Here is a 23,320-nt window from a genome sequence, read left to right as displayed (position 1 = left end):
GGAGGTTTCTCATGAGCGCTGTGACCACGGAGAAGAAGGCCCTGCGCGAGGGTGCGTTCGGCAACGCCTCGGCCCTGTCGTGCCGGGAGTGCGGCAACCAGGTCGAGCTCGGACCGCATTACGCCTGTCCGGAGTGTTTCGGGCCACTGGAGGTGGCCTATGACTTCCCGGCCGTGACCCGCGAGGAGATCGAGGACGGACCCCGCAACATCTGGCGCTACAAGGCGCTGCTGCCGGTGCCCGACGACATCGAGCAGAGCCCCAACACCGAGCCCGGCTTCACCCGGCTCCTGGACGCGAAGAACCTCGCCAAGGAGCTCGGCATCGAGAAGATCTGGGTGAAGGACGACTCGACCAACCCGACCAACTCCTTCAAGGACCGCGTGGTCGCCTGCGCGCTGAGTGCCGCCCGCGAGCTCGACGCCAAGGTCTTCGCCTGCCCGAGCACCGGCAACCTGGCCAACGCGGTGGCGGCGGCGGGCGCGCGGGCCGGCATCCCGACCGCGGTCTTCATCCCGAGCAACCTCGAGCAGCCCAAGCAGGTCAACTCCGCCGTCTTCACCGACAACCTGATCGCCGTCGACGGCAACTACGACGACGTCAACAAGCTCGCCCAGGAGATCGCCGCGGAAGAGGACGGCTGGGCGTTCGTGAACGTCAACGTACGTCCCTTCTACGCCGAGGGCTCCAAGACCCTCGGCTACGAGATCGCCGAGCAGCTCGGCTGGCGCCTGCCCGACCAGATCGTCATCCCGGTGGCCTCCGGATCCCAGCTGACCAAGGTCGACAAGGCCTTCAAGGAGCTGATCAAGCTCGGTCTGGTCGAGGAGAAGCCCTACCGGATCTTCGGCGCCCAGGCGACCGGATGCAACCCGGTCGCGACCGCGTTCAAGGCCGGCGTCGACGCCATCCGCCCGGTCAAGCCCGACACGATCGCCAAGTCGCTGGCCATCGGCAACCCCGCCGACGGCATCTACGTCCTCGACGCCACCCGCTCCTCCGGCGGCGCCGTCGAGGAGGTCACCGATGACGAGATCCGCGCCGCGATCGTGCTCCTGGCCCGCACCGAGGGCATCTTCACCGAGACCGCCGGCGGCACCACCCTCGCGGTCACCAAGAAGCTCGTCGAGACCGGCGCCCTCGACCCGAGCCTGGAGACGGTGATCATCAACACCGGCCACGGCCTCAAGACGCTCGACGCGATCAGCGGCATCGTCGGCCCCCGCGCCACCATCGCCCCCAACTACGACGCCTTCGAGGACGCCGGGCTCTCCCAGGCTTAGGGCTGTTCCTTCGGCAAGGTATGCAGACGAAGGCTCACATCCCCTGCGGAGCTCCGCAGGAGATGTGGCCCTTGACCTGCATACCGTGATGAAGGAACCCCGCGTTCACCTACGTGCGCTACAGATAAGGAATGTGAGCAGCGCGAAGACGAGTGAAGAGGCCAGGTGGCTCGGCATGGTCGCCGCCACCGCGGGAGTCGCCGGCGCAGTCGGTGTGGTGGGGGCAGCCGCAGGTGCCGGGTTCGTGACGTTGCTGAAGAGACAGGCGGCGCACGCGCGCGACGTGATCGGCAAGCCGCTCGGCGAGGAGGCGATCTACGCCGACAAGGTCTACAAGAAGACCTACAGCGGTACGCCGGTGGAGCTCCTCGTCCTCGGCGACTCGATCGCCGCCGGACTCGGTGCGGAGACCAGGGGTGGCACCCTCGGCGCACGGCTGGCCAAGGGAACGGCGAAGGCCCTGCAGCGGCCGGTGCGGCTGCGTACGGCCGCGGTGGTCGGGGCGGAGACCTCGATGGTTCCCGCCCAGCTCGAGTCGCTGCCTGAGACCTACCGACCCGACGTCGCGGTGGTCATCGTCGGCGGCAACGACGTCACCCACCGGGTACCGCAGAAGGATTCCACCCGGGTGCTGGGAGAGGTCATCGACGCCCTGCGGGAACGCGGCGCCGAGGTGGTGGTCGGGACCTGCCCCGACGTCGGTGCGGTCCGACCGCTGCCGCAGCCGCTGCGCTCGCTCGGGCGCAGGATCGCCAAGCAGCTGGCAGACGGGCAGCGGGAGACCGCGCTGGCCAAGGGCGCCCACGTCGTCTCGCTCTCCGAGGTCGTCGGCCCGTTCTTCATCACGAACCCCGACGAGATGTTCGCGATCGACCACTTCCATCCCAGCGCGATGGGCTACAAGCGCACCGCGAAGGCGATGCTGCCCTCCGTCCTCGCCGCGCTGGGGCAGGTCGAGCGGGTCCCGTTCGGCCACCACCTGCCCGAGGCCGTGGACGTCACCGAGGGGCGCCCCAGCGAGAGCTGAGGCGCCCCTCGGTGCGGCCTACGCGCCGGTCTCGGCCTCGGCGTCGTCCTCGTCCGGGCCCCTCCCGCCACTACCGAGCCCGCCGGTGCTGAGCATGTCGGCGGTGAGGCCGGTGGCGGCGCGGTAGTCGACGGTCCCCGCAGGCGTACGCGGCACCGCGTCGACGAGCAGGACGAGCTTGGGCTCGTGCGACTCCCCGAGTAGGTCGCGGGAGTGCTTGCGCAGGTCGGCGGCGGTCGTCGCCGACGACGGAGCCAGCTGCACCAGCGCCGCTACCTGCTGGCCCCAGCGCGGGTGAGGCATGCCGAAGACTGCGGCGTCGACGACGTCGCCGTGGGCGAGGAGCACGCCCTCGATGGTCTCGGGGTGGATCTCGAGGTCACCGGTGCGTACGAGCGTGGCGGCCCTGCCGAGCAGTGTGATCGAGCCGTCGTGCTCGCGACGGGCGAGGTCGCCGGGGAAGGTCCAGCGCCGGTTGTCGATCAGCTTGATCGCGGTGGCCGAGCGGGCGTTGTCCTTGTAGTAGCCGAGGGCCGAGGGGCCGGAGCGGGCCAGCAGGCCCTCGACGCCGGGAGCCGCCGGGGTGAGGTCGGGGTTGAAGACCTCCACCTCCGGGCCGACCATGAACCGTGCCTCGCCGGGCGCGAGCGGGGAGCCGTCGTCGGCGCGGGAGCCGGTGACGCCGGTCTCCAGCGTGCCGTAGGAGTCGACGATGACCCGGCGGGCGAACGCGTTGCGCAGGACCCCGAGGACGTTCTCGGAGAGCGGCGCCGCGGTGTTGGAGACACCGGCGAGCGAGCGCAGCGGCCAGCGTTTCTTGCCGACCAGCCGCGCCGCCGCGACCGGCCGCGCCTGGGCGTCGCCCAGCAGCGTGATCGCGGTCGCGCCGGCCTGCTCGGCGAGGTCGAGGAACGCCTCGGCGGAGAAGGTGGGCGAGGTGTCGAGCACCGCGGTGCCACCGGCGACCAGCGCCCGCAGGAGCAGTAGCTGGCTCTGCCCGTGCAGCAGCGGACCGCCGGCGAGCAGGACGACACCCGAGTCGCGAGCGGCCGCCTCGGCGGCGAGGCCCTCGACCGACGGGATCGGCGCGTTGCGGCGGACCGTGTTCAGCGCGGCCCAGATCAGGTCCTCCTGGCGCCAGACCGCACCCTTCGGGGTGCCCGTGGTGCCGGTGGTGAAGATGATGTGCCAGTCACCGGGCGTACGTCCGACGGTCGGCCGCTCCTTGGACGCCGCGGCGACCTTGGCGTCGTAGTCGGGGCCGAGGACGACCCGGTGGTCCAGCTTCAGGTCGAGCTCGTCGAGGTCGTCGGTGAACTCGGGGGAGACGATGGCCGCGACGCAGTCGGTGGCGGCGTACGTCCGGGCGAGCTCGTCGCGCCGGTAGGCGTGGTTGATGTTGACCGGGATCGTGCGGGCCTTGAGGCATCCGTAGAGCGCGTCGACCCACTCGATCCGGTTGGTCGCGTGGACGGCGACCTGGGCACCAGGCTCGAGGCCGACGCTCAGCAGGTGGTTGGCCAGGCGCGTGGCACGCTCGTCGATCTCGGCGTAGGAGTAGGCGCGGTCGGTGGTGACGACAGCCGTGCGATCAGGGATCGCATCGGCCATCGCCTCCAGGATGTCGGGCAGTGTGAGGGGGATCACGGCGGACACAGAGACGTAGGCTTTCCAGGGGTAGGGCCGTACGGCAACCGAACCGTACGTCGGATCAGCCGGTCGTCACCTACGCGCCTCGAGCAGCTCGGCAGCGACCGTAGCGCTCGCACGATAGTCCACCTTGCTCACGGGCGTGCGAGGGACTCGCTCCACGAGCAGGATGTCCTTGGGCACCTTGTAGGCGGAGATGAGGCTGCGGCAGTGCTCCCGCAGCGCGTCGTCCGAGGTCGTGGCGCCCTCGCGGAGCTGCACGAGAGCGGTCACCTGCTGGCCCCAGCGCTCGTGCGGGGTGCCGACGACCGCGGTGTCGAAGACGTCGGCGTGACGCAGCAGGACCGCCTCGACCTCCTCGGGGAAGACCTTCTCGCCGCCGGTGTTGATGCAGCCCGAGCCGCGGCCCAGGACGGTGATCGAGCCGTCCTCCTCGCGCCGCGCGAAGTCGCCGGGGATCGACCAGCGCTGCCCGTCGATCTCCTTGAACGTCGCCGCGGTCTTGGCCGGGTCATTGTAGTAGCCCAGCGGGATCGACCCGGTGCGCGCGAGCATCCCGGTCTCGCCCGGGGCGCACGGCGACAGGTCGGTGTCGAAGACCTGTACGTCGATCCCGACCTGGAACTTCGGCGCGGCCTGCGCGCCCTCGTTGCCCTCGTCGACCTGCATGCCGGTCGCTCCGGACTCCGAGGCGCCGTAGGAGTCGAGGATGTAGCGGCCCGGCAGTGCCTCCCGGAGCTGGGTGCGAACCCCCGCGGAGAGCGGGGCGGCGCCGTTGGAGACCGCGAACAGGCTGCTCAGGTCCCAGCGCTCGGGCTCGCGCAGGATCGCCTCGGCCACCGGGCGCCCCATCGCGTCGCCGAGGAAGGTGAGCGAGTTGACCCCGGCCGCCTGGACGAGGTCCAGGATGCTCTCGGGTGACCAGGTCGGCTCTGTGAAGAGCGCGACCGTGCAGCCGCCGACATGGCCGTTGCCCATGATCCACTGGCTGCCGCCGTGCATCATCGGGCCGCACGCCAGCAGCACCATCGGTGTCTCCTGTGCCGCCGCCTCCTGGGCGAGCTGCTCGACGGTGTCGAACGGCGCCCCGAACCGGCTCGCGTTCATCGCGGCCCGGATGATGTCCTCCTGGCGCCACACGACGCCCTTCGGCATCCCGGTGGTGCCGCCGGTGAAGATCACGTAGCGGTCGTCGGGGCTGCGCTCGATGTCGGGCCGCTCCTTCGACGCGGCGGCGACCGCGGCGTCGTACTCCTCGCCCAGCACCAGCGTGGGGATGCCCAGGCCGAGCGCGGCGACCGCCTCGACGTGCTCCGGTCCGATGATCGCGGCGACCACGTCGGAGCTGCGGTAGAGGTGGTCGAGCTCGTCGTGGAGGTACTTGTGGTTGATGTTGATCGGGACCGCCCGTGCCTTCATGCACCCGTAGAAGGCGTCGACCCACTCGATCCGGTTGCGGGAGTGGACGGCGACGTGGTCGCCGGGCTTGATGCCCTGCCCGAGGAGGTGGTTGGCCAGCCTGGTCGCGCGCTCGTCGACCTCGGCGAAGCTGTAGGCGTGTTCCATGGTGAACACGGCGGTGCGGTCGGGGATGGCGTCGGCCATCGCCTCGAGGATGTCAGGGAGAGTGATCGGGGTCACATCACCGAGTGTCGCAACTAGAACGTGTTCTCGTCTAGCGATTGGCTCAAAACTTCCAGGGCGTCCCGTCGTCGGCCGAGATCGGCTCGCTCCGGTCCGTGCGCGCAGAGAGCGATGGCCTCCGCGTAGGCGTCGATCGCCTCGAGGTGACGCCCCGACCGCTCCAGCAGCTGCGCCCGTACGGCAGGCAGCCGGTGTCCCGGCAGGGCGACCGAGTCGAGCGCCTTCAGCCCGGCCTCAGTGCCGGAGGCCTCGGCGACCGCGACGGCGCGGTTGAGACGTACGACCGGAGTGTCGCGGAGCGCGAGCAGCTCGTCGTAGCGCTCGACGATGCGGTCCCAGGCGGTCGTCTCGGAGGTGGGCGCGACGGCGTGCTCCGCGGCGATCAGGGCTTGGAGGAGGTAGGGCGCCGGTGCGGCGTGGGCGAGCGGGGTGAGGATCGAGAGGGCCTCGGCGATCTCGTCGGTGCGCCAGCGGGTGCGGTCCTGGTCGGGAAGCAGGACGAGGGCGCCGTCCGGTCCGATCCGCGCATCGCGGCGGGAGTGCTGCAACAGCATCAGGGCGAGGAGGGCGTCGACCTCCGGGTCCGGCGCCGGGAGCACCGTCCGCAGGACCCGGACCAGCCGGATCGCCTCGCCGGCCAGATCGCTGCGTACGACATCGGGGCCGGTGCCGGGGGCGTAACCCGCCGTGAAGGCGAGATAGGCGACCTCCGCGACGATGCCGACTCGGTCCCGCAGGTCGGCGAGGTCCGTAGGCACCTCGAAGGAGGCGCCCGCGAGCCGCTTCCGCGCCCGGGTCAGCCGCGCCGCCATCGTCGCCTTCGACTGCAGGAACAGCCGCCCGATGTCCTCGGTGGAGACGCCGAGGACCAGCCGGAGGGTGAGGGCCGCGGCCGCCTCCCGAGACAGCGTCGGGTGGGCGCAGAGCAGCACCAGCCGGAGCCGCTCGTCGGTGACCGCCTCGCCCCCGGCGCCGGCCGGCACCGTGGCCATCACCTGCTGCGCCTCGTGCGTGAGGCCGGCGTCTACCACGAGCAGGGGCATCTTGCGGGCCAGCACCTCCTCGGAGCGCATCCGGTCCACGATCCGCCTGCGTGCGGTCGTCAGCAGCCAGGCGGGCCCGTTGTCCGGCTCGCCGTCGACCGGCCATCGCCGGGCGGCGGCCTCGAAGGCGTCGGCCAGACCGTCCTCGGCCAGGTCGAGCCGACGGAACTGCGCGACGAGCAGGGCAAGCAGCCGACCCCACTCCTCGCGCAGCAACGTCTCCAGCATCGTCGGTCGTCAGTCCAGCTCGGCCGGGCGGATCTCGATCGCCGACTCCGCCGTGGCGAGCAGCCGGCAGCACTCGACCAGATCGTCGCGGTCCTCGGACTCCACGACGTAGAGCCCGGCCAGGTGCTCGGCCGCCTCGGTGTACGGCCCGTCGGTCACCCCGGACCCGCGCACGGTCACGGCCGTCGCCGGATCGGCGAGCGCCGCGCCGTACCCCTTCAGGTTGGTGTGCCCGCGTTCTTCGAGCAGAGCGGCGAACTTCTCGTGCGTGGCGAAGACGGCGTCCTTCTCGGCCTGCGTCTTCGCCTGCCACTCGGCCTCCACGTTGGGGATGAGCAGGTAGTAGCGGGTCACCTCACGCCATCCCTTCGTGCTCGACGATCTCGCGGACCTCGAGCGCCGTCTCCAGCTCGGCGAGCACCTTGCAGCACTCGAGCATGTCGTCGACGTCGTCGGTCTCGATCGTGTAGAAGCCGGTCACGTGCTCGACGGTCTCGGCGTACGGGCCGTCGGTGATCACCACCCCGTCGCCCTCCTTGCGGAGCGTCTTGGCCTTGCTGGAGTGGTGGAGCTCGGCGCCCCCGGTGACCTTGTGGCCACGCTCGGCGAGTAGCTTGGCGAACTTGCCGTGCACCTCGTAACCGGCGGCCTTCTCCTCCGGCGTCGACTCGGCCCAGAAGGCCTCGTTCGTCGGCAGCAGCACCATGTATCTGGTCATTGTCTTGATCCCTTCGTGTGCCTCGGTGTGAGTCTGTCACCGGGGATGACGGGCGGGACAAGACCAAATCGACACCGAGAAGGAACGATGATGTACGTCGTGCGTTCAACTCTTCCCGGAAGGCTCCGCATGTGACTGCCCCTCTGCTGCGCGGCGATCTTGCGCCGGAGCCCCGGACGCTCGTCGACATCTTCCGGGAGACCGCGGCCCAGGTGCCCGACGATCCGGCCGTCGACGCGGGCAACGGGCTGCTGACGTACGCCGAGCTCGAGGAGGCCGCCGACGGGCTGGCCGCCGAGCTCAACGCCGCCGGGATCGGGCCGGGGGACAAGGTCGGGCTGCGGATCGCGAGCGGCACCACCGACCTCTACGTCGCGATCCTCGGGATCCTCTGCGCGGGCGCTGCCTACGTGCCGGTCGACGCCGACGACCCCGAGGAGCGGGCCCGGCTGGTCTTCGGCGAGGCGCAGGTCGCCGCGATCGTGACCAACGACCTGCGGGTCACACTGACTCCGACGGTCGGGCTCGGCGAGACCGGCGAGGCGCGCGAGCCGGAGGAGCCGGCGACCGACGACGACGCCTGGGTGATCTTCACCTCCGGGTCGACCGGCACCCCGAAGGGTGTCGCGGTCACCCACCGCAACGCCGCGGCGTTCGTCGACGCCGAGTCGCGCCTCTTCCTCCAGGACGCCCCGATCGGGGTCGGTGACCGGGTGATGGCGGGTCTCTCGGTGGCCTTCGACGCGAGCTGTGAGGAGATCTGGCTGGCGTGGCGCTACGGCGCCTGCCTGGTCCCGGCCCCACGAGCGCTGGTGCGGTCGGGGGTCGACGTCGGCCCGTGGCTGGTCGCCAACCAGATCACCATCGTCTCGACGGTGCCCACGCTCGTCGCGCTGTGGCCGCCGTCCTCGCTCGAGCGGGTCCGGCTGCTGATCACCGGAGGCGAGGCGATCCCGCCCGAGCTCGCCGCCCGCCTGGTCACCTCCGAGCGGGAGGTGTGGAACACCTACGGTCCGACCGAGGCGACGGTGGTGGCCTGCGGTGCCCGCTTGACCGCCGAGGGACCGGTCCGGATCGGTCTCCCGCTCGACGGCTGGGACCTCGCCGTCGTCGACCCTGCGACGGGGGAGCCGGTCCCCGAGGGCGAGACCGGCGAGCTGATCATCGGCGGCGTCGGCCTGGCCCGCTATCTGGATGCGGCCAAGGACGCCGAGAAGTACGCCCCGATGGCCACCCTCGGCTGGTCGCGGGCCTACCGGTCGGGCGACCTGGTCGTCAACGACCCCGCCGGGCTGCTCTTCGGCGGTCGCGCCGACGACCAGATCAAGCTCGGTGGCCGGCGCATCGAGCTGGGCGAGATCGACAGTGCCCTGCTGCAGCTTCCCGGTGTCGTCGGGGCGGCCGCCGCCGTGCGGAGGAGCGCGGCGGGCAACAGCCTCCTGGTCGGCTACGTCACCGTCGACGACGCCTTCGACCAGGCCACCTCCGTCGCTCGGCTCCGGGCCGACATGCCGGCCGCGCTGGTGCCGCGGCTGGCCGTGGTCGACAGTCTCCCGACGCGTACGAGCGGGAAGGTCGACCGCGACGCACTGCCGTGGCCGCTCGCCTCGGCAGCGGGTTCGGGGGAGGGGCTCAGCGACACCGAGGCCTGGCTGGCCGGGCTGTGGAACGACGTCCTCGGCGCCGAGGTCACCGGGCCGGCGGCCGACTTCTTCGACCTCGGTGGCGGCAGCCTGACCGCGGCCCAGATGGTCAGCCTGATCCGCGAGCGCTTCCCGGAGGTCGCGCTCGGCGACATCTACGACCGGCCGAAGCTCGGCGCGCTGGCCGGCTACATCGACGAGATGGGCAGCTCTGCCGCGCTCTCCGAGCGCGAGGTGCCGGCCGTACGCCTCAAGACCCAGATCGCTCAGGTGGTCGCGACGATCCTGCTGCGCTGCCTCGCGGCACCGCGCTGGCTGACCTGGATCGCGCTCGGGACGACGCTCGCCCAGCCGTGGGCGCCCTGGCTGCCCTCGCTCAGCTGGTGGGTCCTCGTACCAGCCGTCCTGGCCTTCCTGACCCCGCCCGGCCGGATGCTGCTCGCCGCGGGCGCGGCGCGGCTCATCCTGCACGGCGTACGTCCGGGGGAGCACCCCCGCGGCGGCAAGGTCCATCTCCGGCTCTGGCTGGCGACGCACGCCGTCGACGAGCTCGGCGCCCACGGTCTCGCCGGGGCACCGTGGATGCTCTGGTACGCCCGGCTGCTCGGCGTGCGGATGGGCAGGAACGTCGACCTGCACAGCCTCCCGCCGGTCACCGGGATGCTCACCCTCGGCAAGGGCTGCTCGATCGAGCAGGAGGTCGACCTCTCGGGTCACTGGATCGAGGGCGACGTGCTCCATCTCGGTGAGGTCGAGGTGGGCGAACGGGCCCGGGTCGGGGCGCGGTCGACGCTGCTGCCCGGCGCGACGGTGGGCGACGATGCCGAGGTCGGTCCCGGATCGGCGGTCTTCGGTCAGGTGCCGGCGGGCGAGTTCTGGTCGGGTTCGCCGGCTGTCCGTGCGGCCCGGGAGGCGCGCGGGCCGTGGCAGCCACCCCAGGCCCGGGCCCGGGTCTGGATGCTCCTCTACGGCATCGCGGCCGCCGTCCTCGCCCTTCTTCCCGCGGTCGCCATCGGCGTCGGGACCGTCGTCGGTGTCGCTCTCGCCGGTGTTCCGGACTCCTACACCGACATCGGGGCGCTGCTCGCCTGGAGCCCGGTCGCGGTGGCGGCCGGCTTCGTCACCCTGGCCGTGCTGATCTGGGCGATGGTGCGGCTCGCCGGTCTGGCGATCAGCCCCGGCGTACATCCCGTACGCAGCCTTGCCGGTGTCGCGGTCTGGTCGACGATGCAGGTGCTCGACGAGGCCCGCACCTGGCTCTTCCCGCTCTACTCCTCGACGCTGACGCCGCTGTGGCTGCGGGCGCTCGGCGCCAAGATCGGCAAGCACGTCGAGGCCTCGACCGTGCTGATGATCCCCGGCCTGACGCAGGTCAACGACCAGAGCTTCCTGGCCGACGACACCCTGATCGGCGGCTACGAGCTCGGTGGAGGCTGGCTGCGGGTCGAGCGGGTGAAGATCGGCAAGCGGGCCTTCGTCGGCAACTCCGGCATGGCGGCGCCCGGCCGCAAGGTGCCGAAGGCGTCCCTGGTCGCCGTGCTCAGCGCGGCCCCGCGGCGCAAGCGCGCGCAGAAGGGAGAGAGCTGGCTCGGTTCGCCGCCGGCGCCGCTGCGCCGGGCGGCCGGCGAGACCGACTCGGGGCGCACCTACGACCCGCCGGCCGGGCTCAAGATCGCCCGGGCGCTCGTCGAGGTGGCCCGGCTGGTGCCGCAGACGCTCGCGGTGCTGCTCTACGCCGGGGTGGCCTATGTGCTCGTCAGGATCTGGGAGGCGACCGACCTCCTCGTCGCGCTCCTGGTCACCGGGCCGGTGCTCGCGGCCGCTGGAGCGGTCGCCGCCGGCATCACGGTGGCGGCGAAATGGCTGCTCGTGGGCCGCATCCGGGCCGGCTCGCACCCGCTGTGGAGCTGGTTCGTGTGGGCCAACGAGCTGGCAGACACCTTCGTCGAGGTGCTCGCCGCGCCCTGGTTCACCGGCGCCGTCTCCGGCACCCCGGTGCTCAACCTCTGGTTCCGCGCGCTCGGCGCGAGGATCGGCCGCGGTGTGTGGATCGAGACCCACTGGCTCCCCGAGACCGACCTCGTCGAGCTCGGCGACGGCGCCACGGTCAACGCCGGTACGGTCGTGCAGACCCACCTGTTCCACGACCGCGTCCTGGCCCTCGACGAGGTCGTCCTCCGCCGCGGCGCCACGCTCGGGCCCAACTCGGTCATCCTGCCCGCCGCGGCGATCGGCAGGCATGCGGTCGTCGGACCGGTCTCGCTGGTGATGCGCGGGGAGAGCCTGCCGGACAAGACCCTGTGGATCGGCAACCCGATCGGTCCCTGGGACCAGGCCGGCTGAGCGGATGCCTCTACCATGACCGCCGTGCCGAAGCTCCCCACAGCCGACCCCTACCTCCCGGGACACGGGGACCCGTCGTGGAGCGCGACCCACTACGACCTCGAGCTCACCTACGACCTGGTCGGCAACCGGCTCGCGGGGACGGCGACGATCCGCGCGGTCGCCGTCGACGACCTCAGCCGCGTCGTCCTCGACCTCTCCGACCTGCGGGTGCAGAAGGTCGCGATCGACGGCCGCCCGCCGGCCAAGTGGTCCCACCACGACCACCGCCTGGTGCTGAACCTCCGCTCGCGGATCGCGGCCGGCGAGGAGTTCGTGGTCACGGTCCGATACTCCGGCAAGCCCCGCCCGGTGGTGCTCTCCCACCACGGCGACGCCGGCTGGGAGGAGCTCGACGACGGTGTCATCGTCGCAGGTCAGCCGCATGGTGCGCCGACCTGGTTCCCGTGCAACGACCGCCCTTCCGACAAGGCCCGCTACGCGATCAGCGTGACCACCGCGCCCGGCTATGCGGTCGTCTCCAACGGCGAGCTGACCTCCCGCGTACGCCGCGGCAGCGGGGAGACCTGGCGCTACTGGCAGGCCGAGCCGATGGCGACCTACCTCGCCACGGTGCAGATCGGGCGCTACCGGGTCGTCGACATCGCGCCGACCGAAGGGCCGGGCGGCCGGGTGCCGATCCGGGCCGCGTACCCGGTCGACGCCACCGCCGGGTTCGAGGCGTCCTTCGGGCGCCAGCGGGAGATGATGGCGTACTTCACCTCCGTCTTCGGCCCCTACCCGTTCGACTCCTACTCCGTGGTGGTCACCGACGACGAGCTCGAGATCCCCCTCGAGTCGCAGTCGCTGTCGACCTTCGGACGCAACCACCTCACCGGCGAGTGGTCGGACGTACGCCTCGTGGCCCATGAGCTCGCCCACCAGTGGTTCGGCAACGCGGTGACCCTGAGCGAGTGGCGCGACATCTGGCTCCACGAGGGTTTCGCCTGTTACAGCGAATGGTTGTGGTCCGACGCCTCCGGGGGTCGCTCGTGCGGCGAGCACGCCCGTCACCACCACCGCCGGCTCTCCGCCCTGGCGCAGGATCTGGTCCTCGTCGACCCCGGTCCCGCGGACATGTTCGACGACCGCGTCTACAAGCGCGGAGCGCTCACCCTGCACGCGCTGCGGCGCACCGTCGGCGACGAGGCCTTCTTCGAGATCCTGCGCACCTGGGTGGCCCGGCACAGCGGCGGATCTGTCACCACCGCCGACTTCGAGGCGCTTGCTGCCGAGGTCAGCGGCCGTGACCTCACCACGCTCTTCGACGCCTGGCTTCGGCGCCCCGCGCTGCCGGACCTGCCTGCCTGACGCGGTGAGGGTCGGCGCCACTTTCCCGCCATGGCGGGAAAGTGCGGCCCTGCAGACGCGGCGCCTGGCTATCCTCGACCGCGTGCTCGAGCTGACCTTTCGTGATGCCACCTTCACCGACGTTGACGCCCTGGTGGGGCTGATCGAGTCGGCCTACCGCGGCGACGCCTCGAGGGCCGGCTGGACCACCGAGGCCGACCTGCTCGCCGGCCAGCGCACCGACCCCGAGGGCGTACGCGAGGTGATCACCGCACCGGGCTCCCGGCTCCTGGTGGTCGAACGCACCGGTGAGATCGTCGCCTGCTGCCAGCTGCAGAAGCGGGAGGCGTACGTCTATTTCGGCATGTTCTCCGTCTCGCCGCGGCTCCAGGGAGCCGGCGTCGGCAAGGCCGTCATGGCCGAGGCCGAGCGGATCGCGCGCGAGTGGGGCGCCGAGGAGATCCGGATGACCGTGATCCGCCAGCGCGAGGACCTGATCGCGTTCTACGAGCGGCGGGGGTTCGGGCGTACGGGACGCTTCGAGCCGTTCCCCTACGGCGACGAGCGCTTCGGTCTTCCGCTGCGCGACGACCTCGAGTTCGCCGAGCTCACGAAGGCTCTCTGAAGCGGATTTTCTTGCACTCTCGGGGGTCGAGTGCTAAACATGACGCTGGCACTCTTACCATGAGAGTGACAACAACCGGACCGGTGACGTTGAGGCGTCGCGAGCGGCAGGGAAGGGTTCTGCCGGGAGTGACGTCGTCCGTCGCGGGCAGCCCATCGGACCGGATCCAACGAACTTCCCAAGTGAAGGATCGCAGGAGCAATGCCGAAGCTCATCGCTTTCAACGAGGAGGCCCGTCGGGGTCTGGAGAAGGGTCTCAACACCCTCGCCGACGCCGTCAAGGTCACCCTCGGTCCCAAGGGCCGCAACGTCGTGCTCGAGAAGAAGTGGGGTGCCCCCACGATCACCAACGATGGTGTTTCCATCGCCAAGGAGATCGAGCTCGAGGACCCCTACGAGAAGATCGGTGCCGAGCTGGTCAAGGAGGTCGCGAAGAAGACCGACGACGTCGCCGGTGACGGCACGACGACCGCGACCGTTCTCGCCCAGGCGCTGGTCCGCGAGGGCCTGCGCAACGTCGCCGCGGGTGCCAACCCGGCCGGCCTGAAGCGCGGCATCGAGGCGGCCGTCGACGCCGTCTCCGAGCAGCTGCTCGCCCAGGCCAAGGACATCGAGACCAAGGAGCAGATCGCTGCTACCGCCTCGATCTCCGCTGCTGACACCACCGTCGGCGAGATCATCGCCGAGGCGATGGACAAGGTCGGCAAGGAAGGCGTCATCACCGTCGAGGAGTCGAACACCTTCGGGCTCGACCTCGAGCTGACCGAGGGTATGCGCTTCGACAAGGGCTACATCTCGGCCTACTTCGTGACCGACCCGGAGCGTATGGAGACCGTCCTCGACGACCCGTACATCCTGATCGTCAACTCGAAGATCTCCAGCGTCAAGGACCTGATCCCGGTCCTGGAGAAGGTCATGCAGACCGGCAAGCCGCTGGTCATCCTGGCCGAGGACGTCGACGGCGAGGCTCTCTCGACGCTGGTCGTCAACAAGATCAAGGGCACCTTCAAGTCCGTCGCCGTCAAGGCTCCGGGCTTCGGTGACCGCCGCAAGGCCATGCTGCAGGACATCGCGATCCTCACCGGTGGTCAGGTCATCTCCGAGGAGGTCGGCCTCTCCCTGGAGACCGCCGGCATCGAGCTGCTCGGCCAGGCCCGCAAGGTCGTCATCACCAAGGACGAGACCACCATCGTCGAGGGTTCGGGCGACCAGGGTCAGATCGAGGGCCGGGTCAACCAGATCCGCGCCGAGATCGAGAAGTCGGACTCCGACTACGACCGCGAGAAGCTCCAGGAGCGCCTCGCCAAGCTGGCCGGCGGCGTGGCCGTCATCAAGGTCGGCGCGGCCACCGAGGTCGAGCTCAAGGAGCGCAAGCACCGCATCGAGGACGCCGTCCGCAACGCCAAGGCTGCTGTCGAGGAGGGCATCCTCGCCGGCGGTGGTGTCGCGCTGATCCAGGCCGCCGCTGCTGCCTTCGAGAAGCTCGAGCTCGACGGCGACGAGGCCACCGGTGCCTCGATCGTCAAGGCCGCCATCTCGGCGCCGCTGAAGCAGATCGCCGTCAACGCCGGCCTCGAGGGCGGCGTCGTGGCGGAGAAGGTCGCCGGCCTCCCGCAGGGTCACGGCCTCAACGCCGCCACGGGCGAGTACGTCGACCTGCTGGCCGCGGGCATCATCGACCCGGCCAAGGTGACCCGCTCGGCGCTGCAGAACGCCGCGTCGATCGCCGCGCTGTTCCTCACCACCGAGGCCGTCGTGGCCGACAAGCCGGAGAAGGCCGCCGCTGGTGGCGACCCGACCGGTGGCATGGGTGACATGGGCGGCATGGGCTTCTGAGCGAGTCCCGCTAGCTCCACCAAGAGGGTCCCTCCTTCGGGAGGGGCCCTCTTGCGTTTCGGCGGGGATGTTCCTTCGTCAAGGTATGCAGGGAAAGGACCGCTTCCCTGGCGGAGCTCCGCAGGGGAGGTGACCCTTCGGCTGCATACCTTGACGAAGGAACCGCGCGCCGCCCCAGGACCACCCGGCTACGATCGTCGACATGGGCCCGAAGGTGGCGTCGGCGCTGGTGCTTTCGGCCGTGCTCCTCGCCGGATGCGGCGGTGAGCCGGCTGCGGCGCCGCAGTCCGGGACCCCGTCGCCGACGACCTCGCCGACACCAACGACACCCTCCCCGAGCCCGTCGGAGACGCTGCCGCCGGTGACCGACAAGGTCTCTCTCCCGCAGCTGATGCGGGAGGACTTCCCCGGCGGCGAGGTGAAGGTGCTGCGGGAGTCGGGGAGCACGGATGCCTACCGGCGCTTCGAGGTCAGCTACCCGAGCGGCCGGCTGACGATCACCGGGGTGCTCTTCCGGCCGCGGGGCGCAGGGCCGTTCCCCGGGATCGTCTTCGCGCACGGCCACATCGACACCGACATCTACGTCACCGGGCAGGGGCTGCGCCGCGAGCAGGACCGGCTGGCGCGGGAGGGCTACGTCGTCCTGCACACCGACTACCGCGGCCACGCTGGTTCGTCTCCCATCCCGGAAGGAACCGAGGAGGACGAGAGCCGCCTCGGCTACACCCGCGACACCATCAACGCCGTCCAGGCGATGAAGAGGCTTCCGTACGTCGACCCCGACCGCACCGCGCTGCTCGGCCGCTCGATGGGCGGGGGAGTGGTGATGAACGCGCTCGTCGCTCAGCCGGGGCTGGTGCGGGCCGGGGTGACGTACGCGTCGGTCTCCTCCGACATCGTCGACAACATCAACCGGTGGGCGGTGCCGTCGCGGCCCGACGAGGTGGCCCGGCTCTACCGGCAGTACGGCGACCCCGAGACGGAGCCGGAGTTCTGGGACGGGCTGTCGGCGCGGACGTACTTCGACCGCATCGCGGTCCCGCTCCAGATGCATCACGGGACCAATGACGAGTCCTGCCCGATCAGGTGGGCCTACACCACCAGGGACCTGCTGGAGGGCGCGGGCGTACGCCAGCGACTGTGGGTCTACCCCGGAGAGCAGCACGCCTTCGGGCCCCAGTGGGACCTCTCGATCCGACGGGTCATCGGGTTCCTCGATCGTCATCTGGCATGACCTGATCGGACGATGAGGACGGGCCCAGCGGCCCCATCCTTTTGGGGACTTTCGACACTGTCTCGACAACAGCTCGGTAACGCAACATTGGTGCTCCACACAGTGGCCGACTGCGGGGAAGCGTCTGGATCTGGGGGGCTTTGAAGCCCAAGGGAATATCCGGGTGAGGTTCTGCAGCGGCGGGCGGGGTCAGGGCTCTTCGAAGCCAGGGCCCCGCCTGCGTGTGTCAACGTGCGGGGGGCCGGAGGGGTCCACGGACGGCACCCAGTGATGAGGCATGATGTTGGCATGAGCGAGCGCCAGCGAGCGACAACAGGTCTCAGGCCGCCGCGGTCACCGTGGCGTTGGGTAGCGGCCGTGATCGCCGCCGCGGTCGTGCTCGTCGCCATCGTCGCCTCCTTCGGCCTCCTCAGCTCCGACGACTCTGCTGAGGACCCGCAGGCCGCACCTCCCTCGCCGACCGCGACGGTCACCGAGACCGCGCCGGTCCCGTCGTCTTCGGCTCCGGCGGAAGGTGCGGGGGCGACCGAGCTGACCGTCGTGGCGGACGCCGCCCGGTGCATCCCGCCGACCTCGAAGTGGCTCTCCCAGAACGCCGCGCTGGCCTTCGAGGGCACCGCGGAGAGCGTGAGCGAGAGCGAGGCCGTGCTGCGGGTGAAGACATGGATGTACGCCGACGGCGTCGGTGGCACCGACACCGTCCGGATCATCCTGCCCGCGCCGACCACGATCCCGATGCCCGAGTTCGAGAAGGGCAAGACCTACCTGGTCGCGGCCAAGGGCGATGCCAAGGTCATCGGCTGTGGCTACAGCGACGTCAAGGCCGCGAAGCTGCAGAAGCTCTACACCGCCGCGTTCAAGTGACGATGGTCGCCGGCCTGCTCCTGGCCGCCGGCGCCGGGCGGCGGATGGGCATGCCCAAGGCGCTGGTCGACGACTGGCTGGTGCGGTCGATCGAGGTGCTGCGCGAGGGCGGCTGCGAGGACGTGCTCGTCGTGCTCGGGGCCGCCGCCGAGGAGGCCCGCGCGCGGCTCCCGGAGGGGCAGCGGGTCGTCGTCGCCGATGACTGGGACGACGGGATGGGGGCCTCGCTCCGGGTCGGCCTGGCGGCTCTCGGGCCGGGCGTCGAGGTGGCCGTGGTCCATCTGGTCGATCTGCCGGACGTCGGGGCCGATGTGGTGGCTCGGGTGGTCGCGGCCGGCTCGGCCGGCGGGCTCGCCCGAGCGGCGTACGCCGGGGTTCCTGGCCATCCGGTGCTGATCGGGCGCGACCACTGGGCGGGGGTCCTCGAGACAGCCGTCGGTGACCAGGGCGCCCGGAGCTACCTGAAGTCCCACGACGTACGCCTGGTGGAGTGCGGCGACCTGGCCGGCGGGAACGACGTCGACCGCCGCTGAACGACATTCGTCCGCCCCCTCCTTCGAGGTTGTCCAACCCTGAGCCAACGCTTCGCGTTCTAGGCTCAGGACATGGAGTCACTGACGCCCCGGGAGATCGCTGACCGCCTGGCGGCGACCGGATACCTGGCCGACCCGGAGTTGGCGACGGTGACCTTCCTCGCGCTGCGGATGCAGCGACCGCTGCTGCTCGAAGGCGAGCCCGGGACCGGGAAGACCGCCCTCGCGGAGGCCGTCGCCGAGGCACTCGATCTGCCGCTGGTGAGGCTGCAGTGCTACGAGGGGATCGACGCCACCCAGGCGCTCTACGACTGGGACTTCGCCCGCCAGATCCTCCACCTGCGTGCCCTCGAGGCGGCCGGTGGCGCGGGAGAGGTGGAGGAGGCCGAGAAGTCCCTCTACGACGAGCGGTTCCTGCTCGCCCGCCCGGTGCTGGCCGCGCTGCGCCAAGCCCCGTCGGTGCTGCTCGTCGACGAGGTCGACCGGGCCGACGACGAGTTCGAGGCGTTCCTGCTCGAGGTGCTGTCCACCTACCAGGTGACGATCCCGGAGTTCGGGACCGTCGCGGCGACGGTCCCACCGATCGTCGTCCTCACCTCCAACCGCACCCGCGAGCTCCACGACGCCCTCAAGCGCCGCTGCCTCTACCACTGGATCGACCACCCGGGCCTGGCCCGCGAGATCGAGATCGTACGCAGCCGGGCCCCCGAGGTAGCCGATGAGCTCGCCCGCCAGGTGGTCACGGTGGTCCAGCAGCTGCGCGGCGCCGAGGGCGCGAACGCGTTGCTCAAGCCCCCGGGCGTCGCCGAGACCCTCGACTGGGCCCGCGCTCTGCACCACCTCGGGGTGGCCGAGATGGACCTGGAGACCGCGGCCGCGACGCTCGGCGCGCTCGTCAAGCATCGCGAGGACGCCGACCGCGTCCGGGCCGCCCTGGACCGGCTGCTGGCATGACGGCACACGAAGGCCCCGAGATCCTGCTCGGCTTCACCCGGGCGCTCAGGGCGGCCGGGGTGCAGGTGACCCAGGATCGCGCCCACGGCTTCCTGCAGGCGACCGCGATCGTCGGCGCCGGCGACCCGACCGCCACCTACACCGCCGGACGGGCCACGCTGTGCGCCGGCCCCGACGACCTGCGCCGCTACGACCAGGTCTTCGAGGCCTGGTTCGGGTCGTCCGCGACGCTGCCGGGGCCGCAGGGGCCGCCGCGTACGGTCTCGGTCACCTCGACCCTGCCCGAGACCGAGCCGCAGGAGGGCGAAGGAGAGGGCGAGGAGACCGACGACCTCATCAGGGCGCGGGCCAGCGACCTCGAGACCCTGCGCCACCGCGACGTCGCCGGCCTCGACCCGGCCGAGCAGGAGCGGGTCGCTGCGCTGATCGCTCGCCTCCGTCCGCGAGCCCCGCGCCGACGTACGCCACGCCAGGACCCGTGGCGGCGAGGGCGCGTCGATGCCCATCGCACCCTGCGGGCCAGCCTGCGACACCTCGGCGAGCCGGCCGGCATCCACTACCGCAGGCGTGGTGAGCGGCCGCGCCGCGTCGTGTGGCTGATCGACGTGTCCGGCTCGATGAGCTCTTATGCCGATGTGCTGCTGCGGGTCGCCCACCGGGTGAGCTCGACGACCGGGAGCGGGGCGGTGTTCACCATGGGGACCAGGCTCACCAACGTCACCCGCGCGCTGCGCCACCGTGACCCCGACCGCGCGCTCGTCGCGGCCGGCGAGACGGTGCCCGACTGGTCGGGCGGGACCCGGCTCGGTGACGACCTGCAGGCGTTCCTGCGGCGACACCAGGGTCTGGCCAGAGGTGCGGTGGTGGTCATCGCGAGCGACGGCTGGGAGCGCGGCGACACCGCGCTCCTCGAGGAACAGACGGCGAGGCTGCACCGTCTCGCGCACCGCGTGGTGTGGGTCAACCCACACCGTGGCAAAGTTGGATATGAACCACTGCAGCGAGGCATCGTCGCGGTGCTGCCGCACGTGGACGACTTCGTCGCCGGACATTCCCTGGCGACGTACGAGGATCTGGTGGAGGTGATCGCGCGTGCGTGACGTACTCGACGATCTGATGAAGTGGTGGGACTCCGGCGAGACCGTGGCGGTGGCCACCGTGGTGGCGACGTTCCAGTCGGCTCCCCGGCCGCCGGGCGCCTCGATGCTCGTCGGTCCCGACGAGACCGCGGTCGGCTCGGTCTCCGGTGGCTGCGTCGAGGGCGCGGTCTACGAGGTCGCCCGCGAGGTCGCGGCGACCGGTGCCCCGGAGCTCAACCGCTACGGCTTCTCCGACGACGACGCGTTCGCGGTCGGGCTGACCTGCGGCGGCATCCTCGACGTCTTCGTCGAGAAGGTGTCGAAGGAGACGTTCCCCGAGCTCGGCGAGCTCGCCGAGGACGTACGCAGCGGCAGCCCGGTCGCCCTGGCGACCGTCATCGAGCACCCGGACCCCGAGATCCTCGGGCGCCGCGTCCTCATCCGCCCCGAAGGGGTCAAGGGGTCGCTGGGCAGCGCCCGGATGGACGACGCCGTCCACGACGACGCGCTGGGGCTCCTGGCTCACGGCACCAACCAGACACTGTCCTACGGGATCGACGGCGAGCGCCGCGGCGAGGGCATGCGGGTCTTCGTCTGGTCCTTCGCGCCCAAGCCCCGGATGCTCGTCTTCGGTGCGATCGACTTCGCCGCCGCCGTCGCTCGCGTCGGTGCGTTCCTCGGCTATCACGTCACCGTCTGCGACGCCCGTCCGGTCTTCGCCACCAACTCCCGCTTCCCCTCGGCCGACGAGGTCGTCGTCGATTGGCCCCACCGCTACCTGGGCGCCGAGGTCGAGGCGGGCCGCATCGACCAGCGCACCGTGATCGCCGTCCTCACCCACGACCCGAAGTTCGACGTACCTCTCCTCGAGGTCGCCCTCCGACTTCCCGACGTCGCCTACGTCGGCGCCATGGGCTCGCGCCGCACCCACGACGACCGCCTCGCCCGCCTACGCGAAGCAGGCCTCACCGACGCCGAGATCGCTCGCCTGAGCAGCCCCATCGGCCTCGACCTCGGAGCCCGTACGCCGGAGGAGACCGCCATCTCCATCGCCGCCGAGATCGTCGCCGGCCGCTGGGGCGGCTCAGGCGAGCGCCTGGCCACCACCACCGGACGGATCCACGAGGACCGTTAGCCAGAGGACAGCAGACACTCGGCGCACCTGCGATCGAGCCACGATCTGGCTTGTTACGGTCGAAGTGTGAAGAGAACATGGCAGCTCGGGAATGTTCTGGCCCTCGTCTTTGCCCTGGTGGCCAACTTCCTGACCGGTGCGCAGATTCTCGATCTGCCACCGATCGGTGAGATATCGGACAAGTACGCGACCTACCTGACCCCGGCTGGATACGCGTTCTCCATCTGGACTCTCATCTATCTGCTGCTGATCGTCTTCGCGGTCTACCAGGCGAGGGACCTGCGTGATCCGCGCGATGACAACCAGGTCCCGCAGCTGCTCGGGCCGCTCTTCATCGTCGCCAGCATCTGCAACGGGCTGTGGACCTACGTCTTCGTGAAGGAATGGGTCGGCCTCTCCGTCGTCGTTCTGCTGGCTTTCACCGCAAGCCTCTATGCCGGGCTGTGGCGCCTCGGGGTGGGCACGACCCGGCCGTCCACCAAGGACTTCCTCATGGTCTGGCTGCCGCTGATGCTCTACACGGGATGGGTGACCGCGGCGAGCATCGTCAACATCGCGACCTACCTGGACTCGAAGGATGTGAGGGTCAGCCCGCTGGCCGCGATCGTGGTGATCGTGGTGCTCACCGTCGCGCTGCTGACGCTTCTGCTCAAGCGCAACCTGCGCGAACTGCTGATCCCCTGCGCCTGGGCGCTGGTCGCGATCGGTGTCCGCCAGATCCAGCTCTCGCAGAGCACACCGGTGGCGATCGTGGCGCTGGTCTGCGCCGGGATCCTGATCCTCGCGATGCTCCTCCACGGGATCGCTCGCGGACTGTCGTACGACGGACCGCACCGAAAGCGCTCCGACCTGACCGTCGGCACGCCGGGCTGAGCAGGAGCTCTACAGCTCCTTCTCGTAGTAGAGCGCCCGCGGCCCGGAGCCGCGGCCCTCATGGTTGTCGAAGCCGAACCTCTCGTACAGTGCGCGAGCCGAGGTGTCGTCCTCGCTGGTACCCAGATCCATGTACGTCGCGCCGCGGGCCTTCGCCTCGTCGATGATCGCCTGCAGCAGGACGGTGCCGAGGCCTTGCCCGCGGCGGTCGGGCACGATGTAGAGCTCGGCGAGGTAGGCCTCGAGCTCGTCGGCCGTGGTCTGCAGCCGGAAGCGGGTGATGCCGTGGCCGACCGCGGGGTCCCCGATCAGCATCACGGTCGTCTCGCCGTTCTCGACGAGCCGGCTCAGGTGCCGGGCGAGCTCGTCCGCGGGTGGGGCGGGGTAGGCGTACTCGGTGTTGAAGTCGACCTGCAGCCTGGCCGCGGTCTCGAAGTCGGCCCAGGTCGTGGCCGTGCGCGTGTCCATGCACCCACTGTGACAGCGCCGTGGGAGCCGTGATGGGGCGTGGCGTGATCGGGTACCGCAGGGGGAATCGTGTGGCACGTCACAGGTGCTACCTCCTCGAGGCCGCCCTCCGCCTCCCCGACATCGCCTACGCCGGCGCGATGGGCTCACGCCGCACCCACGACGACCGCCTCGCCCGCCCGGTCGAAGCCGGCCTCGCCGAGGAAGAGATCGCCCGCCTGAGCAGCCCCATCGGCCTCGACCTCGGTGTCCGTACGCCGGAGGAGACCGCCATCTCCATCGCCGCCGAGATCGTCGCCGGCCGCTGGGGCGGCTCGGGCGGGTCTGTCTTCTCGACTGTGTTCTTCGGTCTGACTTAGTTAGGGCCTAGGCGGTCGCCGTAGGCCACGGTCAGTTCGTTCAGGATGGTAGTCCAGTTGTTGATCCTTCCGGTCGGGTTCGGGCGGTTCTTCTCGCGGTGGTAGATGGTGAGGAAGAGGACCTTCATGGCCGCGTCGATGTCCGGGAACGAGCCCCGGCGCCTGACGGCGGCGCGGAAGCGGGCGTTGAGGGACTCGATGCCGTTGGTCGTGTAGATCAGCTTGCGGACCTCGGGCTGGTAGTCGAGGAACGGCACGAACTCGTCCCAGGAGTTGCGCCACAGTCGGATCAGGGCCGGGTACTTGATCCCCCAGCGTTCCTCAAACGCATCGAACTCGACCTCGGCCGCCTCCGGCGTGGGACTGGTGTAGACGACCTTGAGCTCGGCCGCGACCTGCTTCCAGTCTCGACGTTGGGTATAGCGCAGGCTGTTGCGGATCAGATGAACCAC

The 23,320-nt window shown here is 70.6% G+C and carries 21 protein-coding genes; 14 read left to right on the top strand and 7 right to left on the bottom strand.

The genetic code is table 11. The features are described 5' to 3' along the window. Positions 1–11 precede the first annotated feature (11 nt). Positions 12–1,283, top strand: coding sequence for a threonine synthase (gene thrC / locus ACIRON_RS22345; RefSeq protein WP_402995598.1), 1,272 nt, complete (start codon positions 12–14; stop codon positions 1,281–1,283). Between the two features lie 133 nt (positions 1,284–1,416). Continuing rightward, the gene (locus ACIRON_RS22340) at positions 1,417–2,310 is read left to right on the top strand and encodes an SGNH/GDSL hydrolase family protein (protein ID WP_402995596.1); all 894 of its coding nucleotides are present in this window, start codon (positions 1,417–1,419) and stop codon (positions 2,308–2,310) included. A gap of 18 nt (positions 2,311–2,328) precedes the next feature. Here the strand turns inward: ACIRON_RS22340 and ACIRON_RS22335 are convergent, their stop codons facing one another. From ACIRON_RS22335 to ACIRON_RS22315, 5 genes are all read right to left on the bottom strand, one after another. Beyond that, on the bottom strand, positions 2,329–3,957 hold the full coding sequence (locus ACIRON_RS22335; RefSeq protein WP_402995594.1) for an AMP-binding protein: 1,629 nt from the start codon (positions 3,955–3,957) through the stop codon (positions 2,329–2,331). Positions 3,958–4,032: 75 nt separating this feature from the next. Continuing rightward, the gene (locus tag ACIRON_RS22330; RefSeq protein WP_402995592.1) at positions 4,033–5,601 is read right to left on the bottom strand and encodes an AMP-binding protein; all 1,569 of its coding nucleotides are present in this window, start codon (positions 5,599–5,601) and stop codon (positions 4,033–4,035) included. A gap of 17 nt (positions 5,602–5,618) precedes the next feature. Then, positions 5,619–6,875 carry an RNA polymerase sigma factor gene (locus ACIRON_RS22325; RefSeq protein ID WP_402995590.1) on the bottom strand — a complete coding sequence of 419 codons (1,257 nt, stop codon included), beginning with the start codon at positions 6,873–6,875 and terminating at the stop codon, positions 5,619–5,621. 9 nt (positions 6,876–6,884) lie between these two features. Beyond that, positions 6,885–7,229 carry a YciI family protein gene (locus ACIRON_RS22320; RefSeq protein ID WP_402995588.1) on the bottom strand — a complete coding sequence of 115 codons (345 nt, stop codon included), beginning with the start codon at positions 7,227–7,229 and terminating at the stop codon, positions 6,885–6,887. Position 7,230: 1 nt separating this feature from the next. Continuing rightward, complete coding sequence (locus tag ACIRON_RS22315) at positions 7,231–7,593, bottom strand: YciI family protein (RefSeq protein ID WP_402995586.1); 363 nt, start codon at positions 7,591–7,593, stop codon at positions 7,231–7,233. A gap of 131 nt (positions 7,594–7,724) precedes the next feature. On the opposite strand from ACIRON_RS22315, the gene ACIRON_RS22310 reads away from it, so the two are divergent. From ACIRON_RS22310 to ACIRON_RS22260, 11 genes are all read left to right on the top strand, one after another. Further along, positions 7,725–11,579: a Pls/PosA family non-ribosomal peptide synthetase gene (locus ACIRON_RS22310; protein WP_402995584.1), complete on the top strand. Its 3,855-nt coding sequence runs from the start codon at positions 7,725–7,727 to the stop codon at positions 11,577–11,579. A 15-nt stretch (positions 11,580–11,594) separates the two neighbouring features. After that, positions 11,595–12,929: a M1 family metallopeptidase gene (locus ACIRON_RS22305; RefSeq protein ID WP_402995582.1), complete on the top strand. Its 1,335-nt coding sequence runs from the start codon at positions 11,595–11,597 to the stop codon at positions 12,927–12,929. 82 nt (positions 12,930–13,011) lie between these two features. Further along, positions 13,012–13,533: a GNAT family N-acetyltransferase gene (locus ACIRON_RS22300; protein ID WP_402995580.1), complete on the top strand. Its 522-nt coding sequence runs from the start codon at positions 13,012–13,014 to the stop codon at positions 13,531–13,533. A 201-nt stretch (positions 13,534–13,734) separates the two neighbouring features. After that, on the top strand, positions 13,735–15,369 hold the full coding sequence (gene groL / locus ACIRON_RS22295) for a chaperonin GroEL (RefSeq protein ID WP_402995578.1): 1,635 nt from the start codon (positions 13,735–13,737) through the stop codon (positions 15,367–15,369). A 202-nt stretch (positions 15,370–15,571) separates the two neighbouring features. Further along, on the top strand, positions 15,572–16,603 hold the full coding sequence (locus tag ACIRON_RS22290; RefSeq protein ID WP_402995576.1) for an alpha/beta hydrolase family protein: 1,032 nt from the start codon (positions 15,572–15,574) through the stop codon (positions 16,601–16,603). Between the two features lie 357 nt (positions 16,604–16,960). Next, positions 16,961–17,467, top strand: coding sequence for a hypothetical protein (locus ACIRON_RS22285; RefSeq protein WP_402995574.1), 507 nt, complete (start codon positions 16,961–16,963; stop codon positions 17,465–17,467). A gap of 2 nt (positions 17,468–17,469) precedes the next feature. Next, the gene (locus ACIRON_RS22280; RefSeq protein WP_402995911.1) at positions 17,470–18,000 is read left to right on the top strand and encodes an NTP transferase domain-containing protein; all 531 of its coding nucleotides are present in this window, start codon (positions 17,470–17,472) and stop codon (positions 17,998–18,000) included. 72 nt (positions 18,001–18,072) lie between these two features. Further along, on the top strand, positions 18,073–18,954 hold the full coding sequence (locus tag ACIRON_RS22275) for an AAA family ATPase (RefSeq protein ID WP_402995573.1): 882 nt from the start codon (positions 18,073–18,075) through the stop codon (positions 18,952–18,954). Further along, positions 18,951–20,054, top strand: a complete 1,104-nt coding sequence (locus tag ACIRON_RS22270; RefSeq protein ID WP_402995571.1) for a VWA domain-containing protein — start codon at positions 18,951–18,953, stop codon at positions 20,052–20,054. The genes ACIRON_RS22275 and ACIRON_RS22270 overlap by 4 nt, the downstream gene beginning before the upstream one ends. Then, positions 20,047–21,168: an XdhC family protein gene (locus tag ACIRON_RS22265; protein ID WP_402995569.1), complete on the top strand. Its 1,122-nt coding sequence runs from the start codon at positions 20,047–20,049 to the stop codon at positions 21,166–21,168. The genes ACIRON_RS22270 and ACIRON_RS22265 overlap by 8 nt, the downstream gene beginning before the upstream one ends. 66 nt (positions 21,169–21,234) lie before the next feature. Next, entirely contained in the window at positions 21,235–22,041 is an 807-nt protein-coding gene (locus ACIRON_RS22260; protein WP_402995567.1) for a hypothetical protein, read from the top strand. A 9-nt stretch (positions 22,042–22,050) separates the two neighbouring features. On the opposite strand, the gene ACIRON_RS22255 is transcribed toward ACIRON_RS22260, so the two are convergent. Beyond that, on the bottom strand, positions 22,051–22,509 hold the full coding sequence (locus ACIRON_RS22255; protein ID WP_402995565.1) for a GNAT family N-acetyltransferase: 459 nt from the start codon (positions 22,507–22,509) through the stop codon (positions 22,051–22,053). 71 nt (positions 22,510–22,580) lie between these two features. Here ACIRON_RS22255 and ACIRON_RS22250 point away from each other — a divergent pair, with 71 nt between their 5' ends. Next, positions 22,581–22,868: an XdhC family protein gene (locus ACIRON_RS22250; RefSeq protein ID WP_402995563.1), complete on the top strand. Its 288-nt coding sequence runs from the start codon at positions 22,581–22,583 to the stop codon at positions 22,866–22,868. Here the strand turns inward: ACIRON_RS22250 and ACIRON_RS22245 are convergent. Continuing rightward, a partial coding sequence (locus tag ACIRON_RS22245) for a transposase (protein ID WP_402995561.1) occupies positions 22,865–23,320 on the bottom strand: 456 nt, incomplete at its 5' end. The two genes, ACIRON_RS22250 and ACIRON_RS22245, sit on opposite strands and share 4 nt — an antisense overlap.

The organism is Nocardioides sp. NPDC101246, from assembly GCF_044767415.1.
Taxonomy (GTDB): domain Bacteria; phylum Actinomycetota; class Actinomycetes; order Propionibacteriales; family Nocardioidaceae; genus Nocardioides.
This window is presented reverse-complemented; position numbering and strand designations above follow the sequence as displayed.